The organism is Streptomyces sp. NPDC007162 (assembly GCF_040634175.1).
GTDB lineage: Bacteria > Actinomycetota > Actinomycetes > Streptomycetales > Streptomycetaceae > Streptomyces.
On the sequence record NZ_JBEYFC010000252.1, the window covers coordinates 1 to 12,523 of the forward strand.

Annotated in this window: 11 protein-coding genes and 4 pseudogenes; 6 read left to right on the plus strand and 9 right to left on the minus strand. The window is 68.0% G+C overall.

Annotated features, from left to right (window positions below; all coding sequences use genetic code 11):
• Positions 1-279 precede the first annotated feature (279 nt).
• Both ABZ646_RS26530 and ABZ646_RS26535 read left to right on the plus strand, forming a co-directional pair.
• Positions 280-798, plus strand: coding sequence for a helix-turn-helix domain-containing protein (locus tag ABZ646_RS26530; RefSeq protein ID WP_360523769.1), 519 nt, complete (start codon positions 280-282; stop codon positions 796-798).
• A 438-nt stretch (positions 799-1,236) separates the two neighbouring features.
• A pseudogene (locus tag ABZ646_RS26535) lies at positions 1,237-1,591 on the plus strand (transposase); the annotation flags it as partial.
• Between the two features lie 100 nt (positions 1,592-1,691).
• Here ABZ646_RS26535 and ABZ646_RS26540 read toward each other — a convergent pair.
• Both ABZ646_RS26540 and ABZ646_RS26545 read right to left on the minus strand, forming a co-directional pair.
• Positions 1,692-2,105, minus strand: coding sequence for an SgcJ/EcaC family oxidoreductase (locus ABZ646_RS26540; protein ID WP_360523742.1), 414 nt, complete (start codon positions 2,103-2,105; stop codon positions 1,692-1,694).
• Positions 2,106-2,228: 123 nt separating this feature from the next.
• The gene (locus ABZ646_RS26545; protein ID WP_360523745.1) at positions 2,229-2,654 is read right to left on the minus strand and encodes a MarR family transcriptional regulator; all 426 of its coding nucleotides are present in this window, start codon (positions 2,652-2,654) and stop codon (positions 2,229-2,231) included.
• Between the two features lie 204 nt (positions 2,655-2,858).
• Between ABZ646_RS26545 and ABZ646_RS26550 the strand changes: the two genes are divergently transcribed.
• Positions 2,859-2,993: a hypothetical protein gene (locus ABZ646_RS26550; RefSeq protein ID WP_360523748.1), complete on the plus strand. Its 135-nt coding sequence runs from the start codon at positions 2,859-2,861 to the stop codon at positions 2,991-2,993.
• A gap of 39 nt (positions 2,994-3,032) precedes the next feature.
• On the opposite strand, the gene ABZ646_RS26555 is transcribed toward ABZ646_RS26550, so the two are convergent.
• A complete protein-coding gene (locus ABZ646_RS26555) occupies positions 3,033-3,431 on the minus strand; it encodes a helix-turn-helix domain-containing protein (RefSeq protein ID WP_360523751.1) in 399 nt (132 codons plus the stop codon).
• A 36-nt stretch (positions 3,432-3,467) separates the two neighbouring features.
• On the opposite strand from ABZ646_RS26555, the pseudogene ABZ646_RS26560 reads away from it, so the two are divergent.
• Positions 3,468-3,566, plus strand: a pseudogene (locus ABZ646_RS26560) (NADP-dependent oxidoreductase); the annotation flags it as partial.
• 304 nt (positions 3,567-3,870) lie between these two features.
• Here the strand turns inward: ABZ646_RS26560 and ABZ646_RS26565 are convergent.
• From ABZ646_RS26565 to ABZ646_RS26575, 3 genes and pseudogenes are all read right to left on the minus strand, one after another.
• The gene (locus ABZ646_RS26565) at positions 3,871-5,472 is read right to left on the minus strand and encodes an amidase family protein (protein WP_360523754.1); all 1,602 of its coding nucleotides are present in this window, start codon (positions 5,470-5,472) and stop codon (positions 3,871-3,873) included.
• Positions 5,473-5,818: 346 nt separating this feature from the next.
• Positions 5,819-6,388 (minus strand): annotated as a pseudogene (locus tag ABZ646_RS26570) (TetR/AcrR family transcriptional regulator); the annotation flags it as partial.
• 315 nt (positions 6,389-6,703) lie between these two features.
• Positions 6,704-7,309 carry an ABATE domain-containing protein gene (locus ABZ646_RS26575; protein WP_360523758.1) on the minus strand — a complete coding sequence of 202 codons (606 nt, stop codon included), beginning with the start codon at positions 7,307-7,309 and terminating at the stop codon, positions 6,704-6,706.
• A 65-nt stretch (positions 7,310-7,374) separates the two neighbouring features.
• Here ABZ646_RS26575 and ABZ646_RS26580 point away from each other — a divergent pair, with 65 nt between their 5' ends.
• Positions 7,375-8,247 (plus strand): alpha/beta hydrolase, encoded by an 873-nt coding sequence (locus tag ABZ646_RS26580; protein WP_360523760.1) that lies wholly within the window; start codon positions 7,375-7,377, stop codon positions 8,245-8,247.
• 175 nt (positions 8,248-8,422) lie between these two features.
• Here the strand turns inward: ABZ646_RS26580 and ABZ646_RS26585 are convergent, their stop codons facing one another.
• The 3 genes and pseudogenes from ABZ646_RS26585 to ABZ646_RS26595 form a co-directional block, all read right to left on the minus strand.
• Positions 8,423-9,871, minus strand: a complete 1,449-nt coding sequence (locus tag ABZ646_RS26585) for a DHA2 family efflux MFS transporter permease subunit (protein ID WP_360523763.1) — start codon at positions 9,869-9,871, stop codon at positions 8,423-8,425.
• Between the two features lie 135 nt (positions 9,872-10,006).
• The gene (locus tag ABZ646_RS26590; protein ID WP_360523772.1) at positions 10,007-10,705 is read right to left on the minus strand and encodes an SDR family oxidoreductase; all 699 of its coding nucleotides are present in this window, start codon (positions 10,703-10,705) and stop codon (positions 10,007-10,009) included.
• A gap of 245 nt (positions 10,706-10,950) precedes the next feature.
• A pseudogene (locus tag ABZ646_RS26595) lies at positions 10,951-11,161 on the minus strand (NADP-dependent oxidoreductase); the annotation flags it as partial.
• Between the two features lie 689 nt (positions 11,162-11,850).
• Here ABZ646_RS26595 and ABZ646_RS26600 point away from each other — a divergent pair.
• A complete protein-coding gene (locus ABZ646_RS26600; protein ID WP_360523766.1) occupies positions 11,851-12,348 on the plus strand; it encodes a phosphotransferase in 498 nt (165 codons plus the stop codon).
• Positions 12,349-12,523 lie beyond the last annotated feature (175 nt).

Sequence of the window (12,523 nt, forward strand, 5' to 3'; positions counted from 1 at the left end):
GTGGTCCGTACCCCTACTGGCGGGTACGGACCGCCTCGCCGTGTATGGGGCATCTGGATGTCACCACGGGAGCCTCAGGGAGGTAGGGTCGTACTGCGTATCGGTCATGAGTGGTGCCTCCAGACACGCCGGGGAGTCCACGTCTTGTCACATGGACGCTCTCTCGGCTCATCCACACAGTAACTCAAAAAAACATAGCTACCAACTCTATTTTCCATAGGAACTCGTTCGATCTCTGCGATGATGGGGGCGGAACGAGTTCACGAGGAGGACGCCGGTATGGGTGGCTGGTCAGAGATCACGAGCACGCAGTGCCCCGTCGCGCGGTCGAGCGCGGTGATCGGGGACCGCTGGACGCTCGTGATCATGCGGGAGCTGACGATGGGCAACCGCCGCTTCGACACATTGCAGGTCCAGACCCTGGCTTCGCCGCAGATGCTGACCAACCGCCTCAAGCGGCTGGAGGCCGACGGCATGCTCGAACGCCGCGCCTACAGCGAGAGGCCCCGCCGCTACGAGTACCACCTCACCGACAAGGGTGAAGCCTTCGCCTCGGTGCTGCTCGCCCTCCGTGCATGGGGCGAGACCTGGTGCAAGGAGCCAGGGGAAGGGATTGCCGTCCACCACATTCACAAGACGTGCGGTCGCGAGGTGGGTCTGAGCGGCACCGTGTGCGAAGGGTGCGGCGAGCCCTTCACCATGAACGAAGTGACGGGTGAACTCAGCGCGGCCTTCGCACGGGAACGCGAGGGCAGGAGCGCAGCAGCCAGGCGGGACGCCGAGGCCCGCCGCACCTGACCCGCCCCTTCGGGGCCGAATGGTTTTGGTGAGGCGGGACGTGTAGCGCTCGGTGGACGGGGCCCACAGCGCGGTCGCCTTCTCCTCCTGCATGTCCAGGATCAGGTAGACCGGGACGCCCGCCTTCCCGTAATGCGCCCTTCCCTCCAGGATCTGGGATGCACCACTCAGGGTTGCCGAGCGAACACGGGAACCTCGGGCGCATACCGGTAGCGAGGCACGCTCCGCACTGCTTACGGGGTTCGCCGTCGACCGGCGGCCGCCGGCCGGCCGCCGCGTAGACGTGCACGGGCGGCAGACCGGGCAGCACGCCCGGCCACACGGGATTCAACGCCCGGGCGGACGGCGAGAAGATCGGGCCGACTGGTGAAGAGGCAGTGTTCCAACCCTGCGCTGTTCTTGCTGACGTGCGACGGCACCACCGAGACCGGATCCCTGATGGACGACATCGTCCGCGAGGGTGCGCGGCGGATGCTCGCTGCGGCTCTGGAGGCCGAAATCAACCAGTGTATAGCCGAGTTGGCCGGTGAGCGGGACGAGGCCGGCCGCCGTCTGGTGGTCCGCAACGGCCATCACGACGAACGGGTGGTGACCACCGCCGCCGGGCTGGTCGCGGTGAAGGCGCCCCGTGTGAACGACAGGCGTCGGCGTGGTCACCGGTGAAGTCAAGCGGTTCTCGTCGAAGATCCTCGCGCCGTGGTGCCGCAAGTCTCCGAAGGTCAGCGAGGTCCTGCCTCTGCTCTGTCTCCACGGACTGTCCTCCGGGGATTTCGTGCCCGCGATGGAGCAGTGGACCGACGACCACACCGCCTTGAAGGCCCGCGGCCTGTCGGTTGATGCGCTCGGCCGGCCGGCCGTGTTGCCGTGACGAGATCAAGAACGGGCACGGGCGGTCACCGCAAGCGGTAGGCGCGCTTGGACCGGCGACTCATCTCAGTGTTCTGGAACGCCACGCATTCCCACCGTCCGTCGCGGCGGCGCAGCGTGAAGGTCTGGAACTTGTCCACATCGACCCGGCCGCCCTTGCCGATGCCGCCGACTGTGGTCACCACTGCCGTGGACTCGTCCGGCATTCGCACATCGATCGGCTTGACTGTCATGCGCGTGCCCTTCTGCCACCGGGTGAACACCTCGCGGTGTGTCTGTGCGATGGCGGCGCGCCCGAACATGACATCTCCCATGAAGATCACGTATGAGGCGTCCTCGGCGAACTGCGCGGCATAGCCCGTCGCGTCACCCGCGTCCCAGGCCTGCCGGACCCGTTCAAGGAACCCCTCGACCGTGTCCTCGCTCTTGACCGTCATCATCGCCTCCGTTGGTCGGGCGTCCTACAGACACCCCAATAAGTTTCCACTGAAACTATTCCAACTGAAACGATATTGCAAGACGCTCCTCATCGCGGATCGAGCAACCAGGCCAAAGAGGCCCGATCACCACACCCGAGCGGGCCGCGCCCCGGACTCAACAGCGACGTTGGCATAGACGATCCCCAGCAGCCGACGCAGCTCAGCCTTGTCCTCAGCCGCCAGACCCGCAGTCAGCCGCTGCTCCGAGGCACCCGCCAGCCCGATCAGCTTCTCCAGCTCCACCCGGCCCTCCTCCCGCAGGCACACCAGCTTCACCCGCGCGTCACTCGGCGACTCGCGCCGCTCCACCAGGCCCCTCTCGATGAGCAGCGACAGCAGCCCGACCAAGCGGCTGGCCGGGATGCCGAGTGAGGAGGCGAGCTGCTGCTGCGAATGTTCCCCGCCGTCACGCAACCCGCGCAGCACGGCGAAATGCCGCGGATGCAAGTCCTCCTCGGCCAGGGCAGACTCAAATGCGAGAGCCGCCGCGTTGCCCACCGAAGCGATCACGAAGCCGAGCGGCTCGTCCGCCCCGGCTTCCCACGTAGCAGGTCCCTTTCTCACCCGAGCAACGTAACAGCAGCTGACCGTTCCCATCGACACAGTCCTCCGCAGCCCTGCAGCGGGAAACGGCCCCTGCCGCCAACCGGACCCCTGCCGCCAACCGCCTCCGAAGCCATGTGCTGAAGGCCGGTCACCCACAGGTCTTGACTATTGCTCCTGCTGGCAACCGCAGGCCACGCTCTCGACCCCGCCGAACGCCAACTCGTCACCCTGAACGACCTGTTCGACCTGGCGCGCGAGGCAGGCATCACCATCACACCAGAGATCAAGACCGCGAGTCATTGATCTGCAAGCCTGCAAGCCCTTTGACTACCCGGCCTTCGGTCAAAGCTCCTGTGGTGCGGTCAGGGCTTTGTGGGTGGGCTCCATGATCTGTTCCGACGGTTCTGTGCCCGCCGTGGCCCGGGCGAGCAGGATCGCGCCGACCAGAGTGGCCACGACGGGAAGGCCGTCGGTGGAGTCGGTTGACATCCACGCGGCGAATTCCTCGACTCCGGCCGCGAACGTTTCGCGCACCTCCCCGGCTGTGGGCTCGCGAGCCATGTCTCCGAAAGCGGCTTGAGCCGCCTCGGCGATCAGGGCCTCCTTGGACGGGAACTGCTTGTAGAAGCCGCCCGTGGTGAGCCCGATGGACTTCATCAGATCGGCGACGCTGATGCCGTTCACGCCGCGCTCCCGGAAGAGCTGGGAGGCCGCGGCGACCGCGCGCCTGCGGTTCTCCATCGCTTGTGCTTGCGAAACGCGACTCGTCGCTCACCTGCCGACCGCGCTGGCATGCAGGCCATCGCCAACTTGGTCGAGACCGGCGCCCTGCGCGCCCGCATCGAGGCCACCTTCCCGCTCGCCGAGGCCGCATAGGCCCACGCTCTGGGCGAGACAGGCCGCACCACCGGCAAGATCGATCCACCGGCAAGATCGTGCTGACCGTGGAGGAAACGTCGGCGACATAGATCGCCGTCCAAGTCCTCCCTGACCGTCTCCGACGGAGGCGGTACGACCGTCCACGTGGATCGGTGAGGTCGCGTCGGTCTCAGCGGGGTTCGGGCGACAGGCAGGGCGCCGTTGTCGGAGCCGACGGCGAGATGCTCCGTCGGCCGGCGCATGCTGTTGCCTGAACCCCGCGGGGCTCAGCGAGGGCTCCGACCGTTGCAACCGCAGCGATTCACGACCCGCCTCGCCTGGCGCGGAACGAGGTGCGGCCGTTTCGCCGCACCATCGCCATGGTGGCGGCAAGGCTGCCGCGGTTCAGGTCGGGGTGCAGGCCGTTGCCGAGGCGATGCATCTGGTCGGTGTGCCAGCTGATGTCCAGTACTCCGTCCAGGACCTTGAGGTCGGTGATGTTGCCCAGCAGGGTTCTCATGCCGTAGCGCGCCTGGTGTGCCGTGACTGCCTTGACCTGCCCTTCGAGGATGAGCCGGGCCGCGTCCGGCGTGGTGATCGCCGGCCGGCCGATGCCGACCACGTCGCATTCGCCGGCCTGTACGGCTTGCTGCATGGCATCACGGGTGCGGAATCCGCCTGTGACGGCGAGTGGGATGTCTCCCACCGCCTTGCGAACGGTGCTGGCGTATTCCAGGAAATACGCTTCGCGTGCCCTGGTGCTGGGGGCCGCCGAGCCGCTCATCGCCATGGATTCGTAACTACCACCGCTGACCTCGATGAGGTCGACGTCTTCGTGGGCGAGCGCGGCCAACACGGCCTGGGACTCGTCCTCGGTGAATCCGCCCCGCTGGAAGTCCGCCGAGTTGAGTTTGACGCCCACCGCGAAGCCGGGCCCGACGCGGCCGCGGATGCGGCGGACGACCTCAAGGGCGAAACGCATCCGCCGCTCGGGATCGCCGCCCCAGCCGTCGTCGCGCCGGTTCGACAGCGGTGACAGGAACTGCGAGATGAGGTACCCGTGGGCTGCTTGCACCTGTACGCCGTTGAAGCCGGCTGTCTCGCACACGGCCGCGGCTGTGGCGAAGCGCTCGATGATCTCCTCGATCTCGGCCGGTCGCAGTTCGCGCGGCGTCGCGGCTCCGGGCAGTTTCGTCGGGATCGGGCTGGGGGCCACCGGCGTATGTCCGAGGGCCAGGGGATTGGCCTGGCGGCCGGGGTGGTTGAGCTGTGCCCAGATCGCACCGCCCGAGTCCTGGGCTGACCTGGCCCAGCGAGAGAGCGCGTCGAGATCACGCTCGTCCTCGATGACGATGTTGCCCGGTTCGCCGAGCTGGGTGCGATCGACCATGACGTTGCCGGTGATCATGAGGCCGTAGCCGCCTCGGCTCCAGGTGGAGTACAGACGGCCGAGGCGCTCGTCGGGTGCGTTGTCCCTGTTTCCCAGCGCCTCGCTGAGCGCCGACTTCATCAGGCGGTTGGCCAGTATCTGGCCGTTCGGGAGAGTGAGGGGGGTGTCCAGCGTATTCATCGGGACCTTTCGGTGTGGTCGGCTGGTTCGCACGGGGATGGTCGTCGCCGGAGACCCGGCCACGTTGGCGATGGCGCTCCACTTGACCTGGTCCCAGTACGGGCGAGACCGCTCGTCGACCTGGATCCGGCGTCCGAATCTGTCGATCGGTTTGTTGTGATGAGGCGGTGCCGTGGTCGGTGTGGCCGGCATGAGGAGGACATCGAAGTCCCGGAAGAACTCGGTCCACCGCTGCCGCAGCTCATGGACAGGGGGCAGCAGCCCCGGTGTCGAGTGCGCGCGAGGCGCGTTGGTGCGGTGCCTGTCGCTCACCTCGCGGGCAGCGCTCCTCGGAGTGGCCTTACCTCGCGTCATGGACGCCGGCGTGACCGGCGCCAGTCTTCCGTCATTTGAATTACATTCATAATTCTAAGGGGGTGGTCGGCGGGCCGCAAGGGGAACCTTTCTCCCGTGTGCCATGTCTCGTTGCGGATGCGGCGCCCGTCAGCGACGTGGGTGACCGATCGGGCGGCGCTCGCGGCTGCCCGTGAAGACGCTCGACTCCTGCTGTGAGGAGTGACGAGCCGTGGGGTCAGGCAACGTGCCGGTCGGTGGCGGCGGGTGCCATCGGGCGCGGATGATCGTGCTTGCCGGGGCGCGACTCCTGCCGCGAGGGTGGGTGCGGCAGTTCGAGGTCCTCCTCGTGGGTCTCATTGCCTGCGCCCAGCAGATCGAGGGCGTTGTGGATGCCCTGTTCGAGGAGTTCATCGGCAAGTTGCCGGTCGGCGAGGGCCCGGGAGAGTTGCAGTGTCCCGGCCATCATGGCGTAGGCGCTCAGCGCCCTGGTGCGGGCCGAGCGCGGATCGCCGGGCGTCAGGCGGGCGGCGATGCCGTCGATGACCACGAGTACGCCGTCTGTGTAGGCCTGCTTGATGGGGTCTGCGCAGCGCCCTATCTCGTCGAGCAGGGCAGCGGACGGGCAGCCGTCGTCAGGGCCGTTGCGGTGTCGAGCGGACAGGTACCACCGCACGATCTGTTCGAGTCCGTCGCGGCCGGGTGGCGCGTGCGCGACGATGTTCGCGTTCTGTGCGTGCAGTTGGTCGGCGACGGCAGTGGCGACGAGCTCGTCCTTTGAAGCGAAGTGGGTGTAGAAGGCGCCGTTGGTCAGCCCCGCGTCCTTCATGAGTGTCGCGACGCTCGAGCCGTCGATGCCGTCCCGCTTGAGCCGGCGTCCGGCCGTCTCGATGATGCGCTGCCGGGTCACCGGTTTGTGCTCTTTCTCGTATCGCACCCCATGCTCCTTCGCTCCCCGGAAGGGCCGCTCGCCCTCCGGCTGCTCTGTTCACCCTATGTTATGTCGAACGTAATTCAATGGTGCTGGGGGGTGACATGGACTCCGCCCGCATTCCCCGGCGCGTTCGCGCCACCAGCATCCGAAGCCGCGCCGCAAGGTCGGCGGTAGTGGCGTGACACCGCGACTGCGGTGCGCACGTCGACGTCCGGATCCGCTGCGAACGGGGCCACGCGGTGCAGGCCAAGGGCATCGAGAGCGTCCCCGGCCCGGCCTTTCGTATGAGGTCGCCCGAGTGAGCTGAGGACTCCTCCGTCAGTTTTCCGTGATCCGGCCGCTCTGCCGTGTACGCGCCTGGTGGAGGCGGGCCTTGGTGCGGTTTCCGCAGCGGGACATGGAGCACCAGCGGCGGTTGCGGGCCGGGGAGCGGTCCAGGAAGCGCAGCGCGCAGCGGTCCGCTCCGCAGACGCGTACGCGCCGGATCTCGGTGGACAGAAGCAGGTCGACGGCGTCCTGGGCGATGAGCGCCAGCGCGAGTGTGGGGTCGGCCGCGAGGGGCGCGGTGCCGGCGGGCTCCAGGCGGTCCTCGGTGATGACGAGTTGCAGGGCGGGTCTGGGGGCCGCCGCTGCCGATCGGTTGAGCATCGTCACGTCGCCGGATGCGGGCAGTCGGCCGGCGGCGACCGCCAGTACGGCCCGGTCGACGCTCTCTCGCAGCCGTCGGGCGGACAGGAGAATGGCTGCAGTGGCGGCGTCGGTGGTCCCCGGTGCGAGCAGGCGGGCCTGCCGGAGCCAGCCCATCAGGTCGTCCGGTCCCCGGAGTGTCTCCTCGGGAGTGGGTCTCCACCGGCTCCGGAGGGTGTTGGCGAAGTCCAGGCAGACCCGTCCGCCGTCCCAGATCCACACGTCGTCTGTTGCCACGCCTCCATTCTGCCCGCTAGCCTAACCGTCTAAGAGGGTTAGCTCGGGTCGGGAAGGCGCACTCCATGGGACAGCCGGCGGTGACGACCGGAGTGACGCAGGTGGACGGGGTCCGCCTGCACTACGTCCGAGCCGGGGCCGGACCTCTGCTTGTCCTGCTCCATGGCTGGCCGCAGACCTCCGACTGCTGGCGGCCGGTGTTGGCGGATCTCGCCGCCGAGCACACCGTTGTGGCGCCGGACCTGCGCGGATACGGCCTGAGCGACAAGCCCACCACGGGTTACGGCAAGCGGCGTATGGCTGCCGACATGGCCGGCCTCGTCGAGGCTCTCGGCTTCGAGCGGGCCCTGGTCGTGGGCCACGACCGCGGCGCTCGCGTGGGGCACCGCTGGGCGCTGGACCGCCCGGACCAGGTGGAACGGCTGGCCGTGCTCGACATCGTTCCCACCCGCGAGATGTTCCGTCGCCTGGACGCCTCGCTCGCCTCCGGGTACTGGCACTGGTTGTTCCACATGCAGCCCGATCTGCCCGAACGCCTCGTGGGGCGCGACGTCCGCGGGTATCTCGAGTACTTCTTCGAACGGTGGACCTACAACCGCCACGGACTCACAGTCGATGCGGTCGACGGCTACGTCCGTGCGTTCTCCCGCCCGGGTGCCCTGCGTGCGAGCCTGGACGACTACCGCGCCATGGAGGAGGACACTGCGCTCGACGACATCGACGCGGCCGAAGGCCGCCGCCTCACCATGCCCCTGCTGGCCCTGTGGGGTTCCGAGGGGCTGCCTGCCCGCTTGCCGACGCTGGAGATCTGGCGGGACTATGCGGACGACGTCACCGGTGCCGAGATCGCGGAGTGCGGCCACTTCATCCCGGAGGAGCAACCGCAGGTGCTGTTGGCGCATCTGTGGCCTTTCCTGGCCGGCAAGACGAACCGGTGACCCCCACGGTGAGGGAAACACTGCCCCTCAGCTGATCGAGCGCCGACCCGGAAGGCGCGCTGTCCGAGGGCCTCGACCAGGGTGTGATGACCCCGCACGACGAACGCACCTGTAGGGCAGGGCAGTTGAGGGGCGGCCCCGCCGTAACCGGCTGGGCCGCCCCTCGGTCCGGGCTTCAGGTCGCGACCGCGCCGGCCGGAGCGCTCCCTGCAGCAAGGCCGGCAGCCGAGCCGTCGGCCTTGCGCTGCCGGCGCATCAGCAACGCCACAGCCGCTGCCAGGGTGACGGCACCGGCTCCGACCCAGAGGGCCGGGATCAGTCCGTCCACGAACTGTGAGGCGGATCCGTAGCCGCCCTGGGCGGAGAAGACCGCGGCCAGCGACGCCACGCCGATGGCGCCGCCGACCTCGCGGATCGCGTTGTTTGCGCCGGAGGCGATGCCCTGCTCTTCCGGGCGGACGGTGCTCATGACGAGGTTGGCGCTGGGTGCGAAGAACATGCCCATGCCGATGCCGCAGACGATCAGTGCGGGCAGCAGGTGGGTGTAGGCGACGTGCGGCTCGACGGTGATGGCCCAGAGCCCGAGGCCGACGGCGTTCAGGGCCATGCCCGCGGTGACGACGGGTGCGCCGCCGATGCGGTCGGACAGTGCCCCGGCCAGCGGTCCGGCGATCATGGGCATGGCGGTCCAGGGCAGCATCCGTATGCCGGCTTGCATCGGTGAGTAGCCGCCGACGGTCTGCAGGTACTGGCTGAGCAGGAAGATCGACCCGAACATGCCCAGCAACATCAGCATGCTGGCGGCGTTGATGGCGCTGAAGGAACGGTGGCGGAACAGTCGCATCGGCAGCATCGGGTGCTTGGCGCGCAGTTCGTAGAAGACGAAGCCGACGAGCAGGACGGTACCGGCGAAGAAGCCGCCCAGCACCGGGGTGCTGGTCCAGCCGTCGGCGTTGCCGCGCACGAGGGCGTAGACGATGCCGAACAGACCGCCGCTGGCAAGGGCCGTGCCGACCAGGTCGAGGGTCGGGTTCGGGCCGTGGCTCTCGTTCAGCCGCAGTAGGGCGAGCGGGATCAGGGCCAGGCCGAGGGGGACGTTCACCCAGAAGATCCACTGCCAGGAGAGGTTTTCGGTGAGTGTGCCGCCGATGAGCGGTCCGGTGGCGACGGCGATGCCGCTGGCCGCACCCCAGACACCCAGGGCCGCGCCGCGCCGTGCGGCGGGGACGGCGGCCGACAGCAGGGTGAGCGTCAGCGGTGTCACGATCGCGGACCCGACGCCCTGCGCCGCGCGCGCGGCGATCAGTTCACCCATCCCCGGTGCGAGTGCGGCGGCGGCCGAGGCCGTGGTGAAGATCCCGAGTCCGATGGCGAACAGTCTCCGGCGGCCGAATCGGTCGCCGAGGGAAGCCCCGAACATGAGCAGCACCGCGAAGGTGAGGGTGTAGGCGCTCACTGTCCATTCGAGGTCTTCGAGGCCGCCGCCGAGATCCTTGCGTATGGAAGGGAGTGCGGTGGTGACGATCAGGTTGTCGAGCGCGGTGATGAATCCGGCCATGCTGGTGATGGCCACGGCCCAGACGGCGCTGCCGCCCCGAACCCGCTGCTTGCCTTGCTGTTTCATGGCGTTCCTTACATTCCCTAAGCAGACACTTGGTGACGGATCAATGGACGTGGGCGCCGGCGGGTGACGGCATGGAGTGCGACAGCGGGCATCGGCATCGAGCCGGCTCGGTGCGGGTTCCTGGGCGGTCGGTTCTCAGGGGAGTTGCGGGTAGAGGGCGGAGACGCCTGCGGCCAGGGCGGCCTGTGCCTGGCGGGAGGCGTTGTCCGCGAGAATCTCGTAGGCGCCGGCGGCGATGCCGTCGACGGCGGTCCGGGCGATGTCGGCGGGGTCGGACTTGGCTGCGTCGACGGCCCGGACCATGTCGGTGTCCATGTAGCCGACGTGCAGGCCGGTCACGCGGATGTGCTGGTCGGCGAGTTGCAGGCGCAGGGTGTTGGTGAGTGACCACTCGGCGGACTTGGCGGCGCAGTAGGCGCCGAGGTCCGGGAGGCTGACCCAGGACAGGCCGGACAGGATGTTCAGGATCGTTCCGCCGCCGTTGGCTGCGATCTGGGGTGCGAAGGCGCGGACGACGGAGAGGGTGCCGAGGTAGTGGGTGTCCATCTCCAGGCGGATGTCGTCCAGGTCGGCGGTGAGCAGGTCGGCGCCGGTGGAGGATCCTGCGTTGTTGACCAGGATGGTCACGTCGCCGGTGGCCTTGGCGGCTGCCGCGACGGAGGCGGGGTCGGTGATGTCGAGTGCGATCGGCTTGGCGCCGGGCAGGTCGACCTGGTCGGGGTTGCGGGCGCCGGCGTAGACGGTGGTGCCGCGGGCGAGCAGTTCGGCGGCGAGGGCGCGGCCGAAGCCCCGGTTGGCTCCGGTGACGAGAGCGGTGTTGGTGGAGAGGTCCATGGAGAGTTCCTGGTGAGGCAAGAGGGTGAAGATCAGAGCGCCAATGGTGTGGCCGAGAGGGCCGAGACCATTGAATTATGATCATAATGTTAAACTGGGTGAGTCGGTGATCGCAACCGCTTCTTCTGTGCTGCCGTCGAGGTCGGGATCCGTGCGACACCAGGGGGTTTCGGGCGAGCGTGTCGGGGCCCGGGGCACCGGCCGCGGCGGCCAGGCGCGAACGGCGCGCTTGTGTCCCGCGGTGAGCGGGCGAAGGTGGGGTCGGGTGGCGCGGTGATGCTGATGACGGTCCCGTCCGGCTTCAGCACCCACAGGGACTTGTCGAGGGTTTCGCCCCCGACCGCGTCGACGAAGACGTCCGCGCGCGCCGAGGTTCTTCTCCAGGTCGGTCTTGGCCGCGCTCGCGGTCGTGGCCACGCTCGCGCCGAGATGCTTCGCCGGCTGGATGGCGATGGTGCGAGGCCCTGGACCGGTCGCGGAGACATGTGATGCCGAAGAGCGGTGCTTTTGACCCCCGCACCCACCGGCTCCGCCAACGTCCTGTCCTTGCTTCCGGTTTCGATGATCGCGGTCGCCATGCCGTCTCCCGCGGTGCGCGCGCGAGTGCGCTGACCACGCCCGACGCTACGGACAGCGAGCTGCATGCGGATCTGTCATGTGATCCGTCATCGGATCGGTCACGGAGATGGCGAAGTTCGGAACGGGACAGGGTGTGCCGGATGGCGCCAGCACTGAGCCTCTGCCGACTTGAATCCGCAGGTGAAAGGGCTGGCGTGTTCGTTTGGCGGCGTGCTTGCCCTGGTTATGAGCGGCAGTCTGAGGAGTAGATCATTTGGTGGAGTTTGTCTCGGGTGCGGTCGAGTGCCGAGATAAGTCATTCAGCGCTGGAGGCAGCGATCAGGCAAGGTGAGCGGATGCCTGAGTCGTCCTTGCCCGGAGGTTTCGTCAATGCGGTCGTTCGTGTCGGAGACACGGTGCGCCGTCCAGTCTCGACTCGCACGAAGTTCGTGGGTGATCTGCTGAGGTTCCTTGAAGCCAGTGGCTGGAGTGGAGCCCCGCGGTATCTCGGTATGGACGACCAGGGTCGTGAAGTCCTCGGTTACCTGACTGGGCATGTGGCATGGGGGCCGCGCCAACCCGCTTCTGTGTCATCCGACGAGAGTCTGGTGACGGTCGCCCGGCTCGTGCGTCAGTTCCACGACCTGACCGCCGGCACCCCGCTGGCCGGAGACCAAGAGGTCGTCTGTCACAACGACCTCTCGCCCAGGAACACGGTCTACCAAGTGTCCAGTGGCGAGCTTCGGCCGACGGCATTCATCGACTGGGACCTTGCTGCGCCGGGCGCGCGGGTCCACGACATCGCTCACGTCTGCTGGCAGTACCTCGGTCTGGGCCCTTCGGTCACCGATATCGCGAAGGCAGCCCGACGCATGAGGCTGATCGTTGACAGCTACGAGTTGTCCGACCGGCAACGTCTCGTGCCCACGATCTTGTGGTGGCAGGACCGGTGCTGGCGGGGCATCGAGAGCCAGGCCAACGCGGGGGACGTCGCTATGGCACGGCTCCGTGACGCAGGGGTGGTGAGGCAGGTTCAGGCGGCCTACCAGTGGGTTTCCGATCACCGGGGTGTACTGGAACGCTGAGTGCAGTTGATCAGGACCGGGCAGGGAGGGCGGCGTGATCGGCACGCAATGAGGCTTTGTCGATCTCGCCGACCGCGTTCTTCGCGAGGCCTTCCATCACGAAGAACCGGGTGACCGCGGAGCAGGTACCCGAGGTCGGTCGCGGGGCGTGCGGGGGTGCCGGTGGTGGTGATCG